23 protein-coding genes are annotated in these 23,971 nt (G+C 67.1%); 7 read left to right on the top strand and 16 right to left on the bottom strand.

What is annotated here, in order from left to right:
• Positions 1–18 precede the first annotated feature (18 nt).
• The 5 genes from eno to OYT95_RS12635 form a co-directional block, all read right to left on the bottom strand.
• A complete protein-coding gene (eno, locus tag OYT95_RS12655; protein ID WP_268791590.1) occupies positions 19–1,305 on the bottom strand; it encodes a phosphopyruvate hydratase in 1,287 nt (428 codons plus the stop codon).
• A gap of 37 nt (positions 1,306–1,342) precedes the next feature.
• Positions 1,343–1,648, bottom strand: a complete 306-nt coding sequence (locus tag OYT95_RS12650; RefSeq protein WP_268792237.1) for a WhiB family transcriptional regulator — start codon at positions 1,646–1,648, stop codon at positions 1,343–1,345.
• A 113-nt stretch (positions 1,649–1,761) separates the two neighbouring features.
• Positions 1,762–2,889 carry a glycerate kinase gene (locus OYT95_RS12645; protein ID WP_268791589.1) on the bottom strand — a complete coding sequence of 376 codons (1,128 nt, stop codon included), beginning with the start codon at positions 2,887–2,889 and terminating at the stop codon, positions 1,762–1,764.
• Positions 2,890–2,924: 35 nt separating this feature from the next.
• A complete protein-coding gene (gene dctA / locus OYT95_RS12640; RefSeq protein ID WP_037230616.1) occupies positions 2,925–4,394 on the bottom strand; it encodes a C4-dicarboxylate transporter DctA in 1,470 nt (489 codons plus the stop codon).
• Between the two features lie 131 nt (positions 4,395–4,525).
• Positions 4,526–5,620 (bottom strand): tartrate dehydrogenase, encoded by a 1,095-nt coding sequence (locus tag OYT95_RS12635; protein WP_268791588.1) that lies wholly within the window; start codon positions 5,618–5,620, stop codon positions 4,526–4,528.
• Between the two features lie 214 nt (positions 5,621–5,834).
• Between OYT95_RS12635 and OYT95_RS12630 the strand changes: the two genes are divergently transcribed.
• Positions 5,835–6,767, top strand: coding sequence for a LysR family transcriptional regulator (locus OYT95_RS12630; protein ID WP_128639940.1), 933 nt, complete (start codon positions 5,835–5,837; stop codon positions 6,765–6,767).
• Between the two features lie 46 nt (positions 6,768–6,813).
• Here the strand turns inward: OYT95_RS12630 and OYT95_RS12625 are convergent, their stop codons facing one another.
• Positions 6,814–8,415 (bottom strand): MFS transporter, encoded by a 1,602-nt coding sequence (locus tag OYT95_RS12625; protein ID WP_268791587.1) that lies wholly within the window; start codon positions 8,413–8,415, stop codon positions 6,814–6,816.
• A 152-nt stretch (positions 8,416–8,567) separates the two neighbouring features.
• Between OYT95_RS12625 and OYT95_RS12620 the strand changes: the two genes are divergently transcribed.
• Positions 8,568–8,894, top strand: coding sequence for an amphi-Trp domain-containing protein (locus OYT95_RS12620; protein WP_037230610.1), 327 nt, complete (start codon positions 8,568–8,570; stop codon positions 8,892–8,894).
• 11 nt (positions 8,895–8,905) lie between these two features.
• On the opposite strand, the gene OYT95_RS12615 is transcribed toward OYT95_RS12620, so the two are convergent.
• Positions 8,906–9,727, bottom strand: a complete 822-nt coding sequence (locus OYT95_RS12615; RefSeq protein ID WP_128639938.1) for a class II glutamine amidotransferase — start codon at positions 9,725–9,727, stop codon at positions 8,906–8,908.
• Positions 9,728–9,903: 176 nt separating this feature from the next.
• Between OYT95_RS12615 and OYT95_RS12610 the strand changes: the two genes are divergently transcribed.
• Positions 9,904–11,322: a DUF2252 domain-containing protein gene (locus OYT95_RS12610; protein WP_268791586.1), complete on the top strand. Its 1,419-nt coding sequence runs from the start codon at positions 9,904–9,906 to the stop codon at positions 11,320–11,322.
• A 46-nt stretch (positions 11,323–11,368) separates the two neighbouring features.
• Here the strand turns inward: OYT95_RS12610 and OYT95_RS12605 are convergent, their stop codons facing one another.
• The 5 genes from OYT95_RS12605 to OYT95_RS12585 form a co-directional block, all read right to left on the bottom strand.
• On the bottom strand, positions 11,369–11,893 hold the full coding sequence (locus OYT95_RS12605) for a hypothetical protein (RefSeq protein WP_268791585.1): 525 nt from the start codon (positions 11,891–11,893) through the stop codon (positions 11,369–11,371).
• Positions 11,894–12,020: 127 nt separating this feature from the next.
• A complete protein-coding gene (locus OYT95_RS12600; protein ID WP_268791584.1) occupies positions 12,021–12,764 on the bottom strand; it encodes a hypothetical protein in 744 nt (247 codons plus the stop codon).
• Between the two features lie 40 nt (positions 12,765–12,804).
• Positions 12,805–13,845 carry a D-2-hydroxyacid dehydrogenase gene (locus OYT95_RS12595; protein ID WP_128639934.1) on the bottom strand — a complete coding sequence of 347 codons (1,041 nt, stop codon included), beginning with the start codon at positions 13,843–13,845 and terminating at the stop codon, positions 12,805–12,807.
• Positions 13,846–13,849: 4 nt separating this feature from the next.
• On the bottom strand, positions 13,850–15,298 hold the full coding sequence (locus OYT95_RS12590) for an MDR family MFS transporter (RefSeq protein ID WP_268791583.1): 1,449 nt from the start codon (positions 15,296–15,298) through the stop codon (positions 13,850–13,852).
• A gap of 96 nt (positions 15,299–15,394) precedes the next feature.
• Positions 15,395–16,351, bottom strand: coding sequence for a GlxA family transcriptional regulator (locus tag OYT95_RS12585; RefSeq protein ID WP_112301248.1), 957 nt, complete (start codon positions 16,349–16,351; stop codon positions 15,395–15,397).
• Between the two features lie 208 nt (positions 16,352–16,559).
• Here OYT95_RS12585 and OYT95_RS12580 point away from each other — a divergent pair, with 208 nt between their 5' ends.
• The 4 genes from OYT95_RS12580 to OYT95_RS12565 are packed head-to-tail and all read left to right on the top strand — an operon-like array spanning position 16,560 to position 20,562.
• A complete protein-coding gene (locus OYT95_RS12580) occupies positions 16,560–17,213 on the top strand; it encodes a DJ-1/PfpI family protein (protein ID WP_268791582.1) in 654 nt (217 codons plus the stop codon).
• 11 nt (positions 17,214–17,224) lie between these two features.
• Positions 17,225–17,533, top strand: a complete 309-nt coding sequence (locus OYT95_RS12575) for a hypothetical protein (RefSeq protein ID WP_112301246.1) — start codon at positions 17,225–17,227, stop codon at positions 17,531–17,533.
• Positions 17,534–17,544: 11 nt separating this feature from the next.
• Complete coding sequence (locus OYT95_RS12570; protein WP_112301245.1) at positions 17,545–18,429, top strand: phosphoribosylaminoimidazolesuccinocarboxamide synthase; 885 nt, start codon at positions 17,545–17,547, stop codon at positions 18,427–18,429.
• Positions 18,430–18,432: 3 nt separating this feature from the next.
• The gene (locus OYT95_RS12565) at positions 18,433–20,562 is read left to right on the top strand and encodes a S9 family peptidase (protein ID WP_268791581.1); all 2,130 of its coding nucleotides are present in this window, start codon (positions 18,433–18,435) and stop codon (positions 20,560–20,562) included.
• Positions 20,563–20,664: 102 nt separating this feature from the next.
• Here OYT95_RS12565 and OYT95_RS12560 read toward each other — a convergent pair whose 3' ends face one another.
• The 4 genes from OYT95_RS12560 to OYT95_RS12545 all read right to left on the bottom strand — a co-directional run bounded on the left by OYT95_RS12560 (position 20,665) and on the right by OYT95_RS12545 (position 23,868).
• Positions 20,665–20,844, bottom strand: coding sequence for a hypothetical protein (locus OYT95_RS12560; RefSeq protein ID WP_037230587.1), 180 nt, complete (start codon positions 20,842–20,844; stop codon positions 20,665–20,667).
• A 163-nt stretch (positions 20,845–21,007) separates the two neighbouring features.
• Positions 21,008–21,535 (bottom strand): LppP/LprE family lipoprotein, encoded by a 528-nt coding sequence (locus OYT95_RS12555; protein WP_268791580.1) that lies wholly within the window; start codon positions 21,533–21,535, stop codon positions 21,008–21,010.
• 81 nt (positions 21,536–21,616) lie between these two features.
• A complete protein-coding gene (locus OYT95_RS12550; protein ID WP_112301242.1) occupies positions 21,617–22,306 on the bottom strand; it encodes a response regulator in 690 nt (229 codons plus the stop codon).
• Positions 22,303–23,868: a sensor histidine kinase gene (locus OYT95_RS12545; protein ID WP_268791579.1), complete on the bottom strand. Its 1,566-nt coding sequence runs from the start codon at positions 23,866–23,868 to the stop codon at positions 22,303–22,305. Before OYT95_RS12545 ends, OYT95_RS12550 begins: the two co-directional genes overlap by 4 nt.
• Between the last annotated feature and the right edge of the window lie 103 nt (positions 23,869–23,971).

Raw genomic sequence — 23,971 nt, 5'->3', positions numbered from 1 at the left:
AGCGTGTCGTGCAGAGCGTCAGCGGGTAGATGCGAATCGGGGGAATGCGACCTCGCCGGCGTAGCGGGCGGCGTCGCCCAGGTTCTCCTCGATGCGCAGCAGCTGGTTGTACTTGGCGACGCGCTCGCTGCGGGCGGGGGCACCGGTCTTGATCTGACCGCTGCCCACGGCGACCGCGAGGTCGGCGATGGTGGTGTCCTCGGTCTCACCGGACCGGTGGCTCATCATCGTCTTGTAGCCGTTGCGGTGCGCGAGGTCGACGGCGTCGAGGGTCTCGGTCAGCGTGCCGATCTGGTTGACCTTCACTAGCAGCGCGTTCGCGGCGCCCTTGACGATGCCCTCTTCCAGACGCTCCGGGGTGGTGACGAACAGGTCGTCACCGACCAGCTGAACCTTGTTGCCGATCTGATCGGTCAAGGAGACCCAGCCCTCCCAGTCGTCCTCGTCCAGCGGGTCCTCGATGGACACGATCGGGTAGGCATCGACCAGCTCGGCGTAGAACGCCGCCATCTCCTCCGCGGTCCGGTTGCTGCCCTCGAACTTGTAGCCGGTTCCGTCGGTGTAGAACTCGGTGGCGGCGACGTCGAGCGCCAGCGCCACGTCGGTGCCCAGCACCAGGCCCGTCTTGCCGATCGCGACGCTGATCAGATCCAGCGCCTCCTTGGTGCCCGCGACGTCGGGGGCGAAGCCGCCCTCGTCACCGAGACCGGTGGCCAGGCCCTTCTCCTTCAGCACCGATTCGAGTGCGTGGTACACCTCGGCGCCCCAGCGCAGCGACTCCTTGAACGTGGCGGCCCCGATCGGGGCGACCATGAACTCCTGGACGTCGACACCGGTGTCGGCGTGCGCACCACCGTTGAGGATGTTCATCATCGGGACGGGAAGGACGTGGGCGTTGGGGCCGCCGACGTAACGGAAGAGATCCAGACCCGACGACTCGGCGGCCGCGCGGGCCACTGCCAGCGACGCACCCAGCAGCGCGTTGGCGCCCAGACGCGACTTGTCCGGGGTGCCGTCGGCGTCCAGCAGGGCCTGGTCGACGGTCCGCTGCTCGGTGGCGTCGATCCCGATGATGGCCGGAGCGATCTCGCTCAGGACGGCCTCGACGGCCTTCTCGACACCCTTGCCGCCGTACCGGTCGCCGCCGTCACGCAGTTCGACGGCCTCGTGCTCACCGGTCGATGCACCCGACGGGACCGCGGCGCGAGCGAAACTTCCGTCGTCGAGCAGCACCTCGACCTCCACCGTGGGGTTACCACGGGAATCGAGGATCTCACGGGCTCCGACCTGGACGATGTGGGACACGAAGAATGCTCCTGACGATAGGTGTGCTGACTGTTGTTCAGCGAGATAGGGTTTCGAGCAGTCGGCGGGGATGCAGTGCGCGTTCCCTGGCGGTCATCCCACCCCAGACCCCGTAGGGTTCGCCTGCTTCGAGAGCGTGTTCGCGGCATTCGGTGAGGACGGGGCAGTCCTGGCAGATCCGTTTGGCACGGTATTCGATTCGCGTCCGCGCCGGCCCGCGCAAGTTGGTGGGCGGGAAGAACACGGCGGTGTCGCTGCCGCGGCACAACGCATGCAGCTGCCAGTCCCAGAGCTCGGTGCGGGGGCGGGGGAGTTCGGCGGCGGAGGTGGTGTACCGCTGGATCGCCTTGTGGGCGAGAACGGGATCCACGATGTCATCCTTCCACTCCGCAACCGGCGGGGTATGCCGCTGCCACGGCGTGATCGGGGGCAGGGCGCGGCGCCCGGTTGGACCGGTCATCGCGCGATGGCCGGGGCTGCCACGTTGTCTCCGATGTCGTGCCCGATCCGGGCAAGGAGTTCGGCGGTCAGGTCGGGGTCGGCGGCAGTGTCGCGATCGGTGTAGTCGCCGAGCGCGTAAATGAAATCGAATCCTGCCGCCGCCCAACGAGTCCGGGGAAGGGTGTTGCGGCCTGCGACCGCGACGACGGGCACGGGGTGGGCGCGGCGAGCCAGGATGGTGAGGAGTTTGCCGTGCTCGGTTTGGTCGTCGATGCTTCCCTCGCCGGTGATCACCAGGTCCATTCCTGCGAGGTAGCCGTCGAAGTCGAGCAGGTCGAGGAAGTAGTCGGCGCCCGAGACCATGCGCGCGCCGAGCAGCATGGCGGCGAATCCGATCCCGCCGGCGCTGCCGGCGCCGGGGGAGTTCGCCACCCTCCTGGCCTCGGGATAACCGCTGCGGGTCAGGGCATCGATCAGGGTGTTCAGGCCGGTGTCGAGGAACTGCACGTCGGCCTCGGTGGCGCCCTTCTGTGGACCGTAGACCGCGGCGGCACCGGTCGGTCCGGTCAGCGGATTGGTGACATCGCCGGCGACCACGATCTCGACTCCGGACAGGTTCACCGCGCGGGATGCATCCACCGAATGGACGTCCGGCAGAGTCCTCCCACACGCCCGGAGCTGTCGGCCGTGGGCGTCGTAGAAGATGAAACCCAACGAGGCGAGCATGCCCATACCGCCGTCCGTGCTGGCGGACCCGCCCAGGGCCAGGACCAACCGTGTGGGGTGATGGCGCAGGGCGTGCCCGATCGCCTGGCCCATACCCAGACTCGCTGAGTCGAGAGGGACTCGACGGCCGCCGGGAAGAGTCGCGAGACCGCACGTGTTCGCGACCTCGACGACCGCGGTGGTTCCCGCGACAGCGATTCGTCCGCGCTGCGGTGTTCCGGTCGCGCCGGCAACGGTGATCGGGTGCGGGGTGAATCCGACCGCCACCGCTGCGTCGACGCTGCCGTCACCGCCGTCGGCGAGCGGTAACCGCCTGCTGTCGAGACCCGCGGCGGCGAGCCCGGCCGAGAGATGCTCGGCGACCTGCGCCGCGGTGAGCGATCCCTTGAACTTGTCCGGGGCAACCAGAACCCTCATCGGCCTTCCCTTCTCGTGTGCAGTGCGGGGTGCGGTCATCGCTGGGTGGAGTGCGCGGGCGTCGTCGCCGCGTGGTCGAGCCGTTCGTGGTCGATGCGGACGGTGTCGTCGTGGCGCGGTTCGTGGTGGTGATGCTTTTCCCGCGGTTCCTGTTCCAGGATCTCCATGTCGAAGTCGTTCTCGACGTCACCGTCCGGTGGGGGAAGCACTTCACCGGAGAACACGCGGCGGGCGCGGTCGACGTCGAGTTCGTGGTTCCATTTGGCGACGAACAGGGTGGCGACGGCGTTGCCGATGAAGTTCACCAGGGCGCGGCATTCGGACATGAACTTGTCGATACCGAAGATGAGCATGATGCCGGCTGCGGGGATGGTGCCGAGTGTGCTCAATGTTGCTGTCAGTGCGATGAATCCGCCTCCGGCAACACCTGCGGCACCCTTGGAGGTGAGGAGCATGACGCCGAGGAGGCCGAGCTGCTGCGGAATCGACAGGTCGGTGTTGGTGGCCTGCGCGATGTACAGCGCGGCGAGGGAGAGGTAGATGGCGGCCCCGTCGAGGTTGAAACTGTAGCCGGTGGGCACGACGAGCCCGACCGTGGGCTTCTTGACTCCGGCGTACTCCAGCTTCCGCATCAAACCGGGCAGCGCGGGCTCGGCAGTGGAGGTGCCGAGAATGAGCAGGAGTTCTTCCTTGAAGAAGCCGAGCATGCGGAAGATGTTGAGCCGCAGGTACGCCATGACCGATCCGAGGACCACGAAGACGAAGAACGCGGACGTGACGTAGAACAGCAGGATCAGGCTGCCGAGGCTGGTGAGGGTGGAGACACCGTACTTGCCGATGGCGAAGGCCATGGCGCCGAACGCACCGAGGGGTGCGAGCTTCATGATGAAACTCAGGACCTTGAAGACGACCGCGGTGAGGCGTTCGACGGCGTCCCGGATCGGTGCGGCGATCTGTCCCACCGCGTTGATGGCGACCCCGAAGATGACGGCGAGGAATATGACCTGGAGGATGTCGCCCTCGACGAACGGGCCGAACACGCTGTCCGGGACCAGGTGGGTGATGAACTCCCACCACTGTTTCTCTTCACCGGTCTGAATCAGTTTGTTGGCGGAGTCGGTGGTTTCCAGCGAGGCGGCGTCGGCGTTCACCCCGTCCCCGAGTCGGAAGAGGTTGATCGCGACGAGGCCGGTGAGCAGCGCGAGGATCGTTCCGACCTGGAAGTAGGTCAGCGCTTTGATCCCGGTCAGCCCGACCTTCTTCAGGTCCGCGACACTCGCGATGCCGCCGACGATCGTCAGGAACACGATCGGGCAGATCAGCATCTTCATGGCCGTGATGAAGGTGGTGCCGATCGGCTCCATCGCCTCGCCGGTGTCCGGCCAGAGCCACCCGACCAGGATGCCGAGCACGATCGCGATGAGAACCCAGAAGTACAGTTGCCTGTACCACGGTTTCTTCACCGTCGCCGGGTGGTAACTCGCTGCGCTGCTGGGTGTTTCCATGACATTCACCTCGGGTGAGAGTGTTCAGGGTGTGAAGACGGGGTGGTCGAGAGTTACCGACCGTTCGAGGGGTGGGGGCCCGACCCGGCAGATCCTGCCGAGTCGGGCCGGCTGCGCATGTGGATTGCAGGTCAGGCCGGGGTCAGCGCGGTCTGCAGAGCGTGCACGATCGCCTCGGTGACAGCGTCGGTGTCCGACGAGCCGCCGATGTCGCGGGTCAGTGCCCCGCTCGCGGTGGCGGCCTCGATGGCGGCTTCGACGCGGCGTGCCTCGTCGTGCAGTCCGAAGTGGTCGAGCATCAGGGCGGCGCTGGCGATCGCGCCGATCGGGTTGCTGATGCCCTGGCCCGCGATGTCGGGTGCAGAACCGTGGACGGGTTCGAACATGCTCGGGAAGCGGCGCTCGGGGTTGAGGTTCGCGCTCGCCGCGACACCGAGGCTTCCCGCGAGCGCGGAGCCGAGGTCGGAGAGAATGTCGGCGTTGAGATTCGACGCCACCACCACGGACAGGTCTTCCGGGTGCAGGATGAACTTCGCGCTCATGGCGTCGACGAGGACGCTTTCGGTCGCGACGTCGGGGTAGTCGAGGGCGACGCGGTTGAAGACCTCGTCCCACAGGACCATGCCGTACTGCTGGGCGTTGGACTTGGTGACGCTGGAAACCTTCTTCACCGTGCGGGTGCGGGCCAGGTCGAACGCGAACCGCATGATGCGCTCGCAGCCCTTCTCGGTGAACAGCGCTGTCTGCAGCGCGACCTCGTTGCCCGGTCCGCGGCCGCTGAGGTTACGTCCGCCGAGGCCGGCGTACTCGCCTTCGCTGTTCTCCCGGACGACGACCCAGTCGAGTTCGGTGTCGTCGGCCTTGCGCAGCGGGGACTGCACGCCGGGGAGGAACTTCACGGGCCGCACATTGGCCCACTGGTCGAAGTTCTGGGTGATGTTGAGCCGCAGTCCCCAGAGGCTGATGTGGTCGGGGACGTTCTCCCAGCCGACCGCGCCGAAGTAGATGGCGTCGAACGCCTTCAGGGTGTCGAGGCCGTCATCGGCCATCATCTTCCCGGTCTGCTCGTAGTACCCGCATCCCCAGGGAAATTCTTCCCACTCGAAGGCGAAGCGCCCACCGGACTGATCTGCGAGGACGTCGAGCACTCGCCGTCCGGCAGCGACGACCTCCTTGCCGACGCCGTCGGCGGGGATCGATGCAATCTTGAACGTCTGCGGTGCCATGTCGTTGCCTCCATCGTGTTGTGCTCGTCACAGTGTGTGATGCATTCATTAACGCGTCACAATCGCGCAGCGTCCATGACCAAGACTCGATCCGGCTTATAGGTTTCACCTAATCGAAACGTGTTTTCGCAGGTAGAGTGAGTGTGCACGCTTGCAGGCGCCCGACGGTCACCCTCGAGGGGTCGGCGCAGATCGACGGAAATGAGGGGTTCGGATGGACGCACGTCAGTTGAGGTACTTCCTGGCCGTGGTCGATCAGGGAGGCATCAACCGGGCAGCGGAAACGCTGCTGATCGCGCAGCCCTCGCTCTCCCAGTCGATATCCGCGCTCGAACGGGAACTCGGGGTACCGCTCTTTCATCGCGTCGGACGCCGGCTGGTGCTCAGTGACGCCGGCGAAACGCTCGTCGGTCCTGCCCGCGTGGTGCTGCGCGATCTCGAGGACGCGAAGGCGTCCGTCGATGCGCTGAAAGGGCTGCGCGCCGGCCGGGTGGACCTGATCACGATGCCGTCACCCGGGATCGAACCCCTCACCACGATCCTCACCAGCTTCAGCCGCACCTATCCTTCGGTCACCGTCAACGCCGAGGCCGCGTTCACTCCCGAGGAGGTGCTGCACGCCGTCCGCACCGGCGTCTGCGAGGTCGGGATCCTGGGTTCACCCGCCGCGGTGCGCGCCCCCGAACTCGACGTCGTCGCGCTCGAAAGCCAGCCGCTGATCCTCCTCTCCGGGCCGGGCGCCGAAACACCGGCCCGCCCGGAGATTCGGAGATCCGAGCTGTCCGGATTCCGGTTGATCGTCTCGCAGCGCGGATCGTTGATGCGAACCCTCGTCGACGAGGTCCTCGCCAGCGGTGTCGCAGCCACCATCGTCGCCGAGGTCGCCCACCGGACGTCGATCCTGCCGATGGTGCTCAGCGGATTCGGGCAGGCCGTCATGCCGTCGTCGTGGGCGCCGTCGGCCAGGCAGGCCGGCGCCACCGTGCACCGCATCGTCCCCGAGTCCTACCTGCACGTCGCCGCAGTCTGCCGGCGAACCCACCTCACACCACCCGCGCGGACGCTCATGGACGAGGCACGAAAGTATGCGGCGCGAACACCCGCCGCCTGGGAAGCGCCTGCAGCGGAGAGCCCGCAAAACTCCTGAACGACAGTCGTGCCCACGACCCTTTGCGGCGTCGACTGTCGGGGATTCAGCCCAGATCTGTCCCTTCGCCCGAGTTCTGTGGTGTCGGGTCCGGGATCCGCCTCATGCGGAACGAGTTGAACACCCCGATGAGGCCGGCGAGGATGGGGATGAGCAGTGCGACCTGAAGGGCGAGGGGTCGTGCGTCCGTGTTGATGCGGACGATCTCGTCCTGAATTTCCGGGGGTTGGTCGACGAGCAGTTGTTCGAGCTGGGTGTTGCTCATGACTTCGGCGTCGTCCTCGAGCACCTGCGCGACCTGTTGCTGCTCTGCAGGCGGGAGCACGGTGCTCGATTCCGCCATCGCCGTGAAGGTGAGCGACAGTGTTGCCAGCATGATGGCGCCGGCGAACGCCAGTCCGAACGACAGTCCGAACGATCCCGCCGCAGAATTGACGCTGGCGGCTTCGCTGATCCGCTCCTCCTCGATCGGGGCGAGTGTGTAGTTGTTGAGTTGAGACACCAGCAATCCCAACCCTGATCCGGCAACCATCAGGGGGATCAGGAGGCCCCAGCCGAACTCGGCGCGCGGCACGATCGGGATCAGTACCGCGATCCCGATCGTGAGAAGCACGAATCCCCACCGGATGATGCTGCTCGGGCGCCGGTCGCCCGCCTTCTTGCCCGCGAGCAACGCTACCGCGAACATGCTGAGGGAGAGGGGTGCGAGAGACAAGCCCGCCTGCATCGCGTTGTACTCGAGCACCATCTGCAGGTAGATCGGCAGCGCGATCATCGTGCCACCCAGGGCGATCTGCTGGAGCATCTGCCCCGAGATGCCCAGCCGGAAGATCTTGGAGCGGAACAGGTCCGGGTCCAGCAGTGCCGGCTTCCCTTGATGTTTGCGCCGCACGAGCCAGTACGCCAGCACGGCCATCGCAGTCGCACCGATCACCAGGAGCGCCGCTACGGATTCGCCACCCTCCTGCCACACCAGGATTCCCAGCACGATGCCGCCCATCCCCAGAACGGAGAGGGCCGCGCCCACCAGGTCGATGACTCGGGGTCCGGTGTACGGCACATCGCGGACCAGTTTGATGCCGGACAGGACGACCGCGATGATGACGACCTCGAGCACGAACCCGACGCGCCACGAGAGGTAGGTGGTGATGAAACCGCCGAGCAGCGGTCCGACGGCGGCGGCGATCGCGGCCGCCGCCCCGACCAGGGCGTAGACCTTCTTCTGAGCGGCGCCTTCGAAGTTGCCGTGGATGAGGGACTGCATGGCGGGCAAGAGGAGTGACGCGCCGATTCCACCCAGCACGGCCCAGAAGATGATGATCGCGGTCAGGCTCTGTGCGAGTGCCATCGCCGTCGCACCGACTGCGTAGCCGAGCAGGCCGAGCACATACGCCCGTTTGCGTCCGATGAGGTCGCCGACCTTGCCACCGATAAGGATGAACGCGGCGGATACCAGCGCCTCGAGCGCGATCGCCGCCTGGACGCCGCTGACGGTCGTGTCGAGGTCGCGGACCACCGAGGAAATCGACACGTTCATCAGCGACGTGTCGACGACGAGCACGAACATCGCCATCGCCAACAGAATCGCGAGGAGTCGTGGTGGGCCGGCTGCCCGCTTCGAATCACTCGTCGTCGGTTCTTCGATCATAGGAGGCCCACCGTCCGTCCATCGAGCGCTGCACCGAGTGTCCCACTGTGGGGACGACGAAGCTACAACTTCACTTTGTCATCGGTTCGATCCGGCCACCGGTCTCGCGGCAGTTACGGTGATCAGACACTGCACCGAGGTGAGGAGTCGCCGTGCCCAAACTGGAGATCAAGAGGAAGTCCGAGCTCTCCCGGAAAGAGGTGTCCGACCGGCTCATCGCGCTCGGACAGGCCCTCGCGAGCGGCTCCGAGGTGGAACTGGGCTCGGGTGGCGACTCGATTTCCGTCGTCGTCGGCGACCGGGTCCGGTGGGAGCTCGAGATAGAGGTCGACGGCGACGAGACCGAGATCGAAATCGAAATCAGTTGGCGCGACGATCCGTCCGAAGAATCCACCGCCGACGCGGAACCGGAATCGGAGAGTCCGCCTCCCGTCAAGACCGCGCGTCGGGGGCGGCCTCGCAAGAGCACCGCCAAGTGAGCTTCGCGAAGTCAGGCCGGTGAGATCGGTTCGAACGGCCGGATTTCGTCCTGGCCCGGTCGGACCACCCCGGCAGAGGATTCCGGCACTTCGTTCCACGCGTCTTCGAGGTCGCGGAGGGGCTCGGAGACCACGAAGCGGGTCTCCCCACTCAGTTCGCGCAGCACCTCGACCTCCGGGTGCAGTGCGCGCACCTTCGCGACCTCGGTGGAGAAGAACAGCGACCTCGACTGCCGCTCACTCGAATAGCGGAAGACCCACAGCGATTCACCGTCGGTGGTCGCGACGGTCATCTGCACCGGATGCTCGACCCCGTATGTGTGGCCGACGTCTTCGACGAAGCCGACCGCCCGGGCAACGGCACCGAACGGATCGTCGACGAGACCGAACGTCAGGGCGAGGAAGAACAGCGTCTCGGAGTCGGTCGACCCCTCGATGTCGGAGAACAGCGAGGGGTCGACGGCCATCACCAGGTCGCGTCTGATCTCGTGGAATCCGCGCAGTGCGCCGTTGTGGACCCACAACCATCGCCCGTGCCGGAAGGGGTGACAATTGCTGCGCTGCACCGGCGTCCCGGTCGAGGCGCGGACGTGCGCGAGCAGCATCGGTGTTCGCACCTGACCGGCGATCTCCCGCAAATTGCTGTCGTTCCAGGCCGGTTCGATGCTCTTGTACACCGCCGGCTCATTGCCTTCGCCGTACCAGCCGACACCGAACCCGTCACCATTGGTGGTCGTCGCCCCGAGACGCGAGTGCAGACTCTGATCGATCAGCGAATGCACCGGTCGGAACAACAGGTCCTCCGCGAGGATCGGCTCACCCGAGTACGCCATCCACCGGCACATACATCAATTCAAGCAGAACGGCACGGCGATCACACCCCCGTTCACCGACGAACATGCTGGTATCTGCCGCCGACCCCCTCCGGGCGGAGGAGAATGGGAACCAACCGGCCATATCGCGTCGCTCGAGGAAGGCGGAGAGCCATGTCCGAGGAATCTACGGCCCGATGACGAACTACGCGGAACACGACGAACCGGCGGCGCGTCCGGGCCGGTCCGAGCGCGCGCAACGAGGGGCGGCGGCGCGCCGAGACACTCCGCCGGCTGCCCTCGCGGAGCACGGCGTCGCCGATCGGCGCGATCCGGTGGGCCTCCTCGCGAGGCAGGCACAGGAGAGAGTCGCGGAACTCGTTCCGATCCGGTACGGGCGCATGGCGGCGACGGCGTTCGCCTTCTACCGTGGTGCCGCCGCGATCATGGCCGACGACCTGTCCCGCTCGCCCACCACGGGCCTGCGCACGCAGCTCTGCGGCGATGCGCATCTGAGCAACTTCGGAATCTTCGCGACCCCGGAACGCCGGCTGGCATTCGACATCAACGACTTCGACGAGACACATCCCGGTCCCTTCGAATGGGATGTCAAGCGCCTGGTCGCCAGCCTCGCGATCGCGGCGCGGGAGAACGGGTTCAGCGGCAAGAAGACCAGGAACATTGCCCTCGCCTGCGCCGCCGAGTACCGCGAAACCATTGCCAAACAGGCAGAACTGGGAAACCTGGCCGTCTGGTACTCCCACATCGAGCCCACAACGGAACTCGTGGAGCTTCGAGCCGAGCTGGGCAAGGCAGACACGAAACGCGCCCGCACAACTCTCGAGAAGGCGAGGCGCCGTGACAGCGTCCAAGCGCTCTCCAAGCTGACTGCCGTGGTGGACGGTGAGAGGCGGATCATCAGCGACCCACCACTGTTGGTCCCGGTCGAGGAGTTGTACGCGGGCGAGGACCTCGAATCGTTGGACCGCGACATCCGACACCGTCTGAACGTGTACGCGCAGTCTCTGCGATGGAACCACCGCATCCTCTACGACCAGTTCCGGATGGTGCAGATCGCCCGCAAGGTTGTCGGGGTCGGCAGCGTGGGCACCCGCACCTGGATCATCCTGATGCTCGGAGCAGACGACGACGATCCGCTGTTTCTCCAGGTCAAGGAGGCGGGTTCGTCCGTGCTGTCGCGTTACGTCGACGGGCCGTCGTTCGCGACGGAAGGCGAACGGGTGGTCAGCGGACAGCGGCTGATGCAGGCCGCGAGCGACATCTTCCTGGGCTGGGAACGTGGCGTGGGTCCCGACGGCGTCGAGCGGGACTTCTACGTGCGCCAACTGCGGGACGGCAAGGGTTCGGCGGTGGTCGAATCCCAGACACCCAAGGTCATGACGTTGTACGGCCGAATGTGTGCACGGGCCCTCGCCTATGCACACGCCCGGGCCGGCGATCGGATCGCGATCGCCGCCTATCTCGGGGACGACACCGAATTCGAACATGCGATAGCAGAATTCGCTGAAACGTACGCCGAGCAGAACACCGGAGACCATGCGGCCCTGCTCGAGGCCATCGCCGCGGGCCGCGTCGTCGCAGCCACCGGTTTCTGAACAGCGACGTCGGTCGGCTGGGTTCGGCTTCGCCGGCCGGGACGGTTCAGAAGATCTGCATGAAGCGGTACCAGTCGCCTTCGATGTGCTGATAGCCGATCTCACCGTCGCGCCGGGGTCGGCCGAGCTTGTCGGTGCCGTGCGGCAGATGAGCGACTCCGACCAGGTTGACCAGGCCGCCTTCGAGGAAGAAATGGCAGCCGGTGTCGAAAGCCTCGACCCGCCAGGTGTCGTACAGGCCGATCCGCTGGTCCTCGGACGACGGGGTGCACGTCTGCGCGTACGCGGTCAGTTCACCCACCGACAGCCGCCACCCGAGGTCGGACGGCACACCGAAGAACACGAGGGTCGCCGTCAGCACCACTATCGCCGGTGCAAGGCAGATGCGCCGATCCCACCGGTACCGCCCCAGCTGTACGGCGGCGAGGATCAGCCACACGGCACCCAGAATCAGAAGGGCGAAACCGGCAAGCACGACGTACGGGAAGACCGGGTCGAGCGGAATCGTCATCACCAGCGTCGCAGCGCAGGCGAATGCGACGAATGCAGTGAGAACGATTCCGGTCGCCACCCGCCACCACCGCGGCGTTTCCGTTCGGTGGCGAGCTCTGCGTTGTATCGACTGTTCGTCGCGGCCGTCCGTCATGGGTCTCCGTTCGCCGGCGCTCTCTGTGAAGTGGTCGGGCCGTCGACTCCGGTCAGGCTCGCGTGGGCGGTGGGCCGCCGAAGCCTCGAAGGTCGCGTGCGGTGGCACCGGGTTCGAAAGCGCTGCCGCCGGGGCCGAATCGTCCGATCACGGTGTGCCGGCTGTCCCACAGCACTCCGCGGGTGGGGAGTGCCCAGCGGGCCGAGAACGCGGACGCGTCGTCCCGGTCGTCCGCGAGAGGATCGTGCGCCGAGGCGATGTGCGCGGCGTAGGCGCGCAGCGCGACGGCGAACGCGTTGGGTTCGCGGCCGGTGTCGAGGAAGTGCGCTCGGTCGCCGCACTGCGGGCAGTGCCACGACGCGCGGTCGCATCCGCCTGCGAGGCCCACGGCCGGTGGTTCGTCGCCGGGCGCACCGGCGGTGCGATACGCGTCGAACGGGTCCGGTTGCTCGACCGGATCGGGCGCCTGTCGTGCCGCCGCCACCATGTCGCGCCAGGCGGCATGCACATCGAACCCCGCGAGCAGCAACACTTCTTCGGGCATCGGCCCGATGAACGGCGAACCCGCGCACAGCACCCTGCTGTGATCGCGGACGTAGCTGTATGTCGGGTCGAGAGCCCGAGCGTGCCGCATCTGCTGCATGCGTTCGGTGATGGCGAGTCCGTGCCATTCGCGTCCGCAGTGCGGGCACAGGGCCTGGTTCACGTTCGAGTCGTACCCGGATCGGTTGTCGTGGTGCGCGAGTTGATCGTGCACGAGCCGGTCGATCCGGTCGACGAGGTCACGGTCGGTCATGGTGGATACCCACGGTAGCGGGGGCGGCCGCTCGGCGCAGTCAGTATCCCGCGTCGAAGTCGAACTCGTTGAGCAGCGCGGCGTCACCCGACAGGAAACGTCCGAGGTTCTCGACGAACAGATCCACGACCTTCCCGTTCTCGGACGGCACGTTGGCGGCACTGTGCGGGCTGAGGATGACGTTGTCGGCCGTCCACAACGGTGAATCCTCCCGCAGCGGTTCGGTGGAGGTGACGTCCAGGACCGCCCCACCCAGCCGGCCCGTCGACAGTGCTTCTGCGAGAGCGTCTTCGTCGATGATCGGCCCCCGGCCGAGATTGACGACCAGTGCGCCGTCGGGGAGGGCGGCGAGTTCCCGGCGTCCGATCAGTCCGCGAGTGTCGTCGGTGAGGGCGCAGGAGATCACGAGAATGTCCGCGGTGGGCAGGTGCTCGGCGATCCGGTCGGTGGTGGTCATGCTGTCGAAGGGCGCGCCTGCGGGTCGTGGGTTGCGGGCGACCCCGCCGGCGGTGACGGAGAAGCACCGGAGGAGTTCCGCTGTGCGCGAGCCGATCTTGCCGGCGCCCACGATCAGCGCGTGACGTCCCGCGAGTTCGGTCGTTTCCTGCTTGCGCCAGGTCCGGGTCTGCCGGTCGGCGATCAGCCGGGGGAGTCCGCGCGCGAAATGCAGGATGCCGGCGAGCGCGAACTCCGCGAGCGGATCGGCGTGGACTCCCGCAGCGGTCGTCACCGTCAGCGGCGCCCGCGACAGCCCGAATTTGTCGATCAGTTGCCCGGCGCCCGCGGACGTCGCCTGGATCCATTTCAGCTTCGGCGACTGTTCGAGTGTGCGTTCGGGGTGGCGCCAGTCGAAATCGAACATGACGTCGGCGGTCCGCAACATCGACGTCCACCGGTCGTGCTCGCCGGCCGTCAGCTCACGCGGCACCCCGACGTGATCGCTGTGCCATCGAGGCAGGGGGAGCAGTTCGGGTGCGTACGACACCCGGATCCGAGGGTCGCAGCCTGCGATCCTCTCGACCAGGTCCTGCTCCAGATACGACGCGATCAGCACGTCGACGCACGGGTCGGGCACGGTCACTCCTTCACAGCCGGCGGTCGGACGTCGGCGCGCTCGTCTCGACCTCCGGCGCCGAGGCGGACTTCGGCATCGCTGCCGCGGCGACGACCAGTACGACGGCCGCGCCGAGGGCGGCCACGAACACCAGATGCAGGGCACTTGCCAGATCACCCGGTGCGGGGTTGTCGGCGCCGCCCAGTCGCGCGTTGACGAGGGCGCCGAACAGGGCGACCCCCACGGCGCTCCCGATGGACCGGGCGAACATGTTGGTCGACGTGACGACGCCGCGTTCCGACCAGTCGACGCTCGACTGCGCCGCGATGAGGGTCGGGCTCGCGACGAGACCCATTCCGCCGCCGATGACGAAGCAGCAGATCGCCACCTGCCACACCGCCGACTCGATGGACAGGCTCAACGTGAGAGCGGTGCCCGCCACCACCAGCAGGCTTCCCGCGGTGGCCGTGACACGGAAGCCGAAACGCAGGTACACGCGCCCGGACTGCGACGCGGCGATCGGCCAGCCGATGGTCAGGGTTGCCAGCGCGAACCCGGCCACCAGTGCGCCCGTCCCGAGGACGCCCTGCGTGAAGGTCGGCACGTAGGTGGTCAGGCCCAGGACGATCGCCCCGACCAGAAGTGACACGAGACTGCTCGCCGCGAGAACCCGCCGGGTGAACACCCACAGCGGCAGCACCGGTTCGGCGGCGCTCCGTTCCACGAGCACGAAGACGACCAGGAACACGAATCCCGCCGCGAAGATGCCGAGGCTGATCGGTGAACTCCATGCCCAGGCCTGCCCGCCTTCGAGGAGTCCGAGGATGAGCAGTGTCGCACCGACTGCCAGGATTCCGGCGCCGGCGTAGTCGATGGAGCGCTTCGTGCGGATCTGCTTCTCGTCGAAGTTGCGGATCAGCATCACGGCCGCGAGCAGGCACAGGGGAATGTTGACGAAGAAGATCCACCGCCACGACAGGTACTCGGAGAACACCCCGCCGAGGGTCGGGCCGACCACCGCCGACATGCCCCACACGCTGGCCAGATAGCCCTGGGCCTTGGCGCGTTCGGCGAGGGTGTAGATGTCTCCGGCGATGGTCATGCTCATCGGCTGGACGGCTCCGGCACCGAGACCCTGCACTGCACGGAACGCGATCAGCGCGGGCATGCTCCATGCGATCCCGCACAGCACCGACCCGACGCCGAACAGGGCGATGCCCAGGAGCATCACCGGCTTCCGGCCGAAGATGTCGGCCAGCTTGCCGTAGATCGGCACCGACACGGCCTGGGTGAGCAGGTAGATCGAGAACAGCCACGGGAACTGCGAGAAGCCGCCGAGGTCCCCGACGATGGTGAAGACGGCGGTGGAGATGATGGTCGCATCGAGCGCGACCAGTGACGTCGTGAGCATCAGCGACACGAGAATCGGTCCGCGTTCCGAACGGAACCCGACGTCGACCGGGGTCGTGTCCGTCGCCATTACCCACCTTTTCCGGTTACCGCGCTCACAAGAGTTCCTGACCAACGGTAACGACAAAGGGAGACGAAGTGTTCCGCGGCTGTGCCCGCGCAGCCGCTACGCGGTCGCCGAGGATCCGCGGAACGCCGCGCGGTAGGAGGCGGGGCTGGTCCCGACGACGCGCTTGAACCGGTCGCGGAACGCGGTCGGCGACCCGAACCCCACCTGCGCGGCGATGCGGTCGACAGAGTGAGCGGTGGTCTCCAGGAGATACTGCGCCTGATGAATCCGGACGCGGTGGAGCCACTGCAACGGTGTGGTGCCGGTCTGCTCGCGGAATCTCCGATTGAGGGTGCGGGTGCTCATCCCGGCTCGCCGGGCGAGGTCGTCGAGCGTCAGGTCTTCGCGGCTGTTCTCGTGCATCCACAGGAGCAGCGGTTCGAGGCTCGTCAGCTCCGCGGACGGTGGACGTTCGTGAACGATGAACTGTGCCTGGCCGCCTTCGCGTTCCAACGGCATGACCGACAACCGGGCAGCGTCGGTGGCCACGGCCGACCCGTGATCCGAGCGGATCATGTGCAGACACAGGTCGAGGCCTGCCGCGGCGCCTGCCGAGGTCAGGAACTGGCCGTTGTCGACGTAGAGCACGGCCGGGTCCACGTCGATCAGCGGGTGGCGCGAGGCGAGGAGTTCGGCGGCCGCCCAATGCGTCGTCGCCCGCCTGCCGTCGAGTAGTCCGGTGGCGGCCAGAGTGAACGCTCCCACGCAGATCGACGCGATTCGGGTGCCGCTGTCGGCGGCCCGGCGCAGCGCCTCGAGAACTTCGGGTGCAACCGGAGCGGTGGGGTCGGCCAGCCCCGGCAGGATGATCGTGTCGGCCGTGTCCAGAGTGCTCAGATCCCAGGGCGCGCGGAGTGTGAATGCGCCGGCGTCCACGTCCTGGTCCGGGGCACACACCTTCACCCGGTAGGCCGCGCGTCCGTCCGGCAGCCTGGTGCGGCCGAAGACCTCGATCGGGGTGGCGAGATCGAACGCGATGACACCGTCGAGTGCCAGGACTGCCACGGTGTGCATGGCTACAACCTACGCAGTCGATCGATTTCCGCCAAGGCAGCATCACGGCGCTGAATGGCGGTGCGTGTAGCAGAAAGCTGCGGATATGTGGTGGCGACAATCTGTTGGTATGTGGCGAAAATGCCAGTTCTCAGGTGTCCATCGGCTGGCTAGCGTCACTGGCGGCCCCATGTACTCGGCATGAGGCAGACAGGGAAAGGCACCACGGATGCATGTCCAGATCGCGCTGTTCGACGGCTTCGACCCGCTCGACGTCATCGCTCCCTTCGAGGTACTGCACGCGGGTGGCCTGCACGCAGGCGGCGCGCTGACCGTCGAATTGGCCTCCGCGGAGGGTGCGCGTGAGGTACCCAGCGGAACGGCGCCGCTGAGCTTGCGGGCGACCGCGACGCTCGACGCGGACACGGCCGACGTGATCGTCGTGCCCGGTGCGTCGGGGCGCGTGGAGGAGCGCGGCGAAGGCGACGACACCATCCCCAGAATTCTCGCGCGGACCCTCCAGACGCGGCTCCCCGACGTGCTGCGGGAGGCCTGTGCCGACCCCGACCTGATCGTCGCCACCGTCTGCGGCGGCTCGCTCGTGCTCGCGATGGCCGGACTCGTCGAAGGCCGCCACGCCGTCACCCATCACCTGGGGATGGATCTGCTCGACGCCACCGGTGTGGTCGCCGTCGATGCCCGCGTCGTCGACGACGGAGACCTCGTCACCGCGGCCGGCGTCACCTCGGGTCTGGACCTCGGGCTGTATCTGCTCGAGCGGGAGCTGGGACCGCGCATCGCGCACGCGGTCGAGACGCTGTTCGCTTACGAGCGCCGCGGCACCGTCTGGTGTGCCCGCGGGCTCGAACCCACCCCCATCTGAGGAGCACAACCATGTCTGTCGACGGCACCTGGAACGTGGTGATCGCCACGCCCATCGGGAAGCAACGAGTCGAACTGACCTTCGTCACGCAGGACGGGGAACTCCGCGGCACCGCTCGTGGAGACGCGGAGGAAGTGCCGCTCACCGACCCGGCGCTCGACGGGAACCGGCTCACCTGGTCTCAGTCCATCACCACGCCGCTGCGCCTCCACCTGAAGTTCGACGTGGTCGTCGAGGGCGACGAGATGACCGGGAAGTCGACGGCGGGCCGTCTGCCCAGCTCGAAGGTCAGCGGCCGCCGGTCGGTGCCCGACCGATAGGCTGGACCACCGTGCGCCCCTCACTCGATTCATACGCCCATCTGGCCGGTGGCAAGGTCCGCGACCTCTACACGATCGACGACGAGCACCTCCTGTTGGTCGCGAGCGACCGGATCTCCGCCTACGACCACGTCCTCAGCACCCCGATCCCCGACAAGGGGCGGGTGCTCACCGCGATGAGCGTCTTCTTCTTCGGCGTCCTCGGCGGCAACAACCACCTGGCCGGGGAGCCCGACGACAGCCGGATCCCCGAAGAGGTCCTCGGCCGCGCGCTGGTGGTCCGGAAGCTGGACATGGTCCCCGTCGAGTGCGTGGCCCGCGGCTACCTCACGGGGTCGGGGCTGATCGACTACAACGAGACCGGCGCGGTGTGCGGAGTCGCACTGCCCGAGGGTCTGGTGGAGGCGAGCCAGCTTCCCGACCCGATCTTCACGCCCGCCAGTAAGGCCGAACTGGGCGAGCACGACGAGAACATCAGCTTCGAGGCCGTGGTCGAGAAGGTGGGCCAGGATCTGGCCGTGAAGCTGCGCGACGACACCCTCGACGTCTACGGCCGGGCATCCAACTTCGCCGCGGACCGGGGCATCATCCTCGCCGACACCAAGCTCGAGTTCGGCCTGGATCCGCAGGGCAACCTGGTTCTCGCCGACGAGGTCCTCACCCCCGATTCGTCCCGGTACTGGCCGGCCGACGGGTACGAGGCCGGGAAGGTTCAGCCGAGCTTCGACAAACAGTTCGTCCGCAACTGGCTCACCGGGCCCGAATCCGGCTGGGACCGCGCGTCCGACACTCCGCCGCCGCCGCTGCCCGCGGAGATCGTGGAGGCGACCCGCGAGCGGTACATCGAAGCGTACGAGCGGATCTCGGGTCTGTCGTTCGCGGACTGGGTGGGCTGAGACATGACCTCCGAAGGCGCGAAACTCACCCCGCCGGTCGCGAAGACCGTCCCCACCGAACGCGTCCACCACGGTCACACGTTCGTCGACGAGTACGAGTGGCTGCGCGACAAGGAAGACGCGGAAGTCGTCGCGTATCTCGAGGCCGAGAACGCGTACACCGAGCAGCAGACCGCGCATCTCGCGCCGTTGCGGGACCAGATCTTCCAGGAGATCAAGTCCCGCACGCAGGAGACCGACATGTCGGTTCCCACCCGCATGGGCGACTGGTGGTACTACGCCCGCACCATCGAGGGCAAGCAGTACGGCGTCCAGTGCCGGGCGCCGATCGCCGGCCCCGACGACTGGACCCCGCCGGAACTGGCTCCGGGTGTCGAACTTCCCGGTGAGCAGGTGCTGCTCGACGGCAATGCCGAGGCCGAGGGGCACGACTTCTTCTCCATCGGCGCCTTCTCTCTCAGCCACGACGGCACGCTCCTCGCGTACTCGGTGGACGTGGTCGGCGACGAGCGGTACACGCTGCGCTTCAAGAACCTCGTGACCGGCGAACTGCTGCCCGACGAGATCCCCGACACCGCGCCCGGCGCCACCTGGGCCATCGACCACAGTCACGTCTTCTATCTCACCGTCGACGAGTCCTGGCGCCCCGACACCGTGTGGCGGCACAAGCTCGGCACCGACCGTGCGCAGGACGTCACCGTGTTCCACGAGCTGGACGAGCGGTTCTGGGTGTCGGTCGGATCCACCCGGAGCGAGAAGTACCTCATGATCTGGGTGGGGTCGAAGATCACCAGCGAAGGCTGGGTGCTCGAATCGGAGAATCCCGAGGGCGAGTTCCGGGTGGTGCTGCCGCGACGCGAGGGCGTCGAATACGGCGTCGAGCACGCGGTCGTCGCGGGGGAAGACCGCTTCCTGATCATGCACAACGACGTCGTCGACGGGGAGAAGGCCGAGAACTTCGTGCTCGCCGAGGCGCCGGTGTCCGACCCGACGTCGCAGACCATTCTCATTCCGCACCGTTCCGAAGTGCGGTTGGAGGAGGTAGACGCGTTCGCCGATCACCTGGTGCTCGGCTACCGCCGCGAAGCGTTGACCCGGCTGGCCATCTGGCCGCTCGGCAAGGACGGCTACGGCGAGTTCACGGAGATCGAATTCGACGAGGAACTTTTCAGCGTCGGGCTCGGGGCCAACCCGGAATGGCGGCAACCGACCCTGCGGATGGCGTTCACGTCGTTCATCACGCCCGGCCAGGTCTACGACTACGTGCTGTCGACGGGTGAACTCGCCCTGCGTAAGTCGCAACCCGTGCTCGGCGAATTCGACGCCGGCAACTACGAGCAGCAACGCGACTGGGCCGTCGCCGAGGACGGGACGCGCATCCCGCTCTCGATCGTCCGGCGCAAGACGAACGGCGTCGACGACCCCGCGCCCACGCTCCTCTACGGCTACGGATCGTACGAGGCCAGCATGGATCCCGCCTTCTCCGTCGCGCGGCTGTCCCTGCTCGACCGCGGAGTGGTGTTCGTGGTCGCGCACGTGCGCGGCGGCGGCGAGATGGGCCGACACTGGTACGAGACCGGCAAGACGCTCACGAAGAAGAACACTTTCACCGACTTCGTCTCGAGCGCACGGCATTTGATCGACACCGGACGCACCACGCCGCAGCAGATGGTCGCCGACGGCGGCAGCGCAGGTGGCCTGCTGATGGGTGCGGTGGCCAACCTGGCACCCGAACTGTTCGCCGGCATCCTCGCCAACGTTCCGTTCGTGGACCCGCTGACGTCGATCCTCGACCCCTCGCTACCGCTGACCGTCATCGAATGGGACGAGTGGGGCAACCCGCTGGAGAACCCCGAGGTCTACGAGTACATGCGCTCGTACAGTCCGTACGAGAACGTCGAGGCCAAGGACTACCCGGCCATCCTCGCGATCACCAGCATCAACGACACCAGGGTGCTCTACGTCGAACCGGCGAAGTGGGTGGCCAAACTGCGCGCCACCAAGACCGGCGACTCGCCGCTGCTCCTCAAGACGGAGATGAGCGCCGGGCACGGCGGTGTCAGCGGACGCTACGAGAAGTGGAAAGAAGTAGCGTTCGAATTCGCCTGGGTGCTCGACACGATCGGCGATTAGGTACTGCGGCACCCGCGCCGAGGATGCGATATCTCGGCGTGTGAAGAGCATCGGCGGGCGAGGCGGAAATCGGCTTGTCAGGGGGCTTCCGCCTCGCAGGGCTCAGATGCAGAAACTGATGCTGGCCGACCCCAGTGGCAGGTTGAGGCAGACCGAGATCGAACCGACTGCCGGGGTCGGTGCGGGAGCGAGCGGTGCGGCGACAGCTGCGGGGGCAGCGAGAGCGCCGAGTGACAGGGTCATTGCAATCGCGGCGAGTGTGGTGGCAATTCTGCTAGACATGTGAAGGTCCTTGACTGAGTTACTACGAGCCGGAGGTGACTCCTCTACAATCGTCCACCGATGTGATGCAGGTCACAACCTCTAGGTGAGGTTTTCTCGACTCGGCACGGGTGGGTCTTGCGGCGTCCGATCAATGCTGGTGCGCCACAGTGGTAGTCGGATGTCACTTGTAGGAGTCGAGCATCTCCTGCGGTAACGGCTGCTCCATGACCACCCGGGATCCGTCCCAGGAGTAGGTGACGACCGCAGGTCCGCCCGACGGGCAGCAGTTGGCGTCCTGCTCGCCGAGCCACCTGTACTCCACGGACACGGAGTCGTCGGTGGATCCGACCACCTGGGTGTAGGCATACGATTCGGCTGTCGCGGTGCCCAGATACCTGCCGTCGTGGAAGAGCAGCACCTGGGTCGGCGAGCTCACCGTTCCCCCGGGCGTCTCCGCCGTGGCCCACAGCAGTGCGGGGCAGTTCTCACCGGCGGCATCGGAGGCAGTTCCCGGTACCCACGGATCGCCACCCGGTGCGTTACCGAGCGAAGCGAACGCGTCGGTGACCAGCGCGGAATCGAGATCGAGGCAGGGCCCGGCCTGCGCTACGGCCGGGGTGGGTGCCCCTGTGGTGCCGTTTCCGGTGCACCCGGTGAGCGCGGTCGCGGCCGCGACCGTCAGAAACGCTGCTGCCATGTGAGTCTTCATGCGTTCTCCCTGCGTCGTCCCCCGACAGGAATTACTTCGCCTCACTCACTGTCCCGCGTGGCGTGGCCGGTCCGTTACGGGTCAGCGCAGCGCGTACCGAATCTGCGGGCGCCCCGCCCTGCCGTACTCGGTGTGCCGGGTCAGCACGCCGTCGTCGGCGAGACGTTCGAGATACCGCCAGGCCGTGACCCGGGAGACCCCGATACTGGCCGCAACCTCGGCCGCCGTCAGCGGTCCCGCAGCGTCACGGACGCAGGCGGAGACGTGGTCGAGTGTCTGTGGTGCAACGCCTTTCGGGGATGCCGCGCGCTCGTCGGAGGTGCGCAGCGCCGACATCGCCCGGTCGATGTCGTGCTGGCTCAGCGCGTTGCTTCCGGCGGGCAGGGCGTCGCGGAATTCCCGGTACCGCTCGAGTTTGTCGCGGAACGCGGCGAACGTGAACGGCTTCAGGAGATACAGGGCGATTCCGCGCGCCACGGCGGTGCGGACCATCTCGAGGTCGCGGGCCGACGTCACCGCGATCACGTCGGGACTCGGTCGCACGCCGCTCAGTGCCGCCGCCACGTCGAGTCCGCTGGCATCCGGCAGGCCGATGTCGAGGAGGACGAGGTCGATGGGGTCGTCGCTGGCGTTCGCGGCGGCGACCGCGCGCATCGCGCCGTTACCGTCGTGAACGACGGTGTGGACCGAAAAACCCGGAATGCGTTCCACATACGCCCGGTGGGCCTCGGCGATGAGTGGTTCGTCCTCGACGATCATCACACGGATCACGAGGCGGCCCCGTCGATCGGGATCTCGACGACGATCATCGACCCGAGCGACGGCTCCGTGTGGATCGTCCCGCCGTGCCGCGCCACCACCTGGGCCACCAACGCCAGCCCGAGCCCGCGCTGACCCGACTTGGTGGAGTAGCCGCGCGTGACCGCCTTGTCGAGTTCGTCGGCGGGAATGCCGGGTCCGCTGTCGGCTACCCGCACCACCATCATCGAATCCTCCTGACGGACGGTCACTTCCACCCACGCATCCTCTCCGGGGGACTCCGTCGCACCACGAGCGGCGTCGATCGCATTGTCCACGAGATTACCCACCAGCGTGACGAGTTCCCGCGCACTGAGCGGCGCGACGGGCCCGAGAGCGGTGTCTTCGGTGACGGTCAGGTCGACTCCCCGCTCGGCGGCCACACCCACCTTGCCGAGCAGCAGTGCGGCCAGGGCGGGTTCGTGCACCGCCGTCATCAGGCGGTCGATCAGTTCCTGCGACAACCGCAGATCCTCGGTGGCGAACGCGATCGCGTCGTCGTAGCGGCCCAGTTCGACCATCGTGATGATCGTGTGCAGACGGTTCGCCGATTCGTGGGCCTGTGACCGCAGCGATTCCGCGAATCCGCGTACCGAGTCGAGTTCGCCCATGATGCTTTGCATTTCGGTGCGATCACGCAATGTCAGCACCGTCCCGAGGCGCTGCCCCTCCCACTTCACGGGCTCCCGGCTGACCAGCAGCACGCGGTCGGGGGTCACGTGCACCTCGTCCCGCGAATCGTCGTCCTGCGATTGTCGCAGCGACTCCGGAAGCGCGGTCACCGGGACGGGGCCCTCCGGGAGATCGAGGAGGCGGCGCGCTTCGTCGTTCACCACTTCGGCCTTCGCGGTGTCACCGCTGTCGCGGCCGAGCACCACCAGGCCCTCGCCGATCGAGTGCAGGACGGCGTCGTGATGCTCGTACATCTGCCGCAGTTCGTCCGGCGCCATGCCCAGTGTCTGACGGCGCAGGCGCCGGCTCAGCAGGAACGAGCCGGCCGCCGACACCGCCAGACCGATCGCGGCGACCGCGAAGATGGTCGGCAGACTTGCGGCGAACTGGTCGCCGATCTTCTCACGCGTGACGCCGACGGACACGAGACCCGCGACCCGGTCGCCGTCGTACACCGGGGCCACGGCCCGGATCGAGGGTCCCAGCGAGCCGGCGTACGTCTCCGTGAACGTCTCCCCGCGGAGGGCGCGCTCGATGTTGCCGGAGAACACACCACCGATCAGCTCCGGGTTGGTGTGGGTGAAGCGGATGCCTGCGGGAGTCATCACGACGATGAAATCGGTGCCGGTCGCGGCGCGGATCCGCTCGGTCTGGGGCTGGAGAACCGCCGTCGGGTCGGGGGACCGCAACGCCTCGACGGTGCCGTCCGACAGCGCGAGCGTGGTCGCGACGGCCGTGACGGCACGTCGGGTGGTCTCGTCGCTGTCGCGGCGCTGATCGACGATGGCCAGCGCGGTCCCGGCGCCGATGACCAGCACCAACACGACGAGCTGCAGGAGGAAGAGCTGCCTCGCGACGCTCATGGGCCGTCTCGGCGGATGGTGAGGCAATGCATTTCTCCTGAACGTAATGAACACAAACTTCTCCAGCCAAGCGATCGCTTAGAAGATTCTTCCAAGACGTGAT

This window comes from Rhodococcus sp. JS3073 (assembly GCF_026810085.1).
Classification (GTDB): Bacteria; Actinomycetota; Actinomycetes; order Mycobacteriales; family Mycobacteriaceae; genus Rhodococcus_F; species Rhodococcus_F wratislaviensis.
Note: the sequence above shows the minus strand (reverse complement) of the source record. Positions and strands in the feature narration are given on the sequence as shown.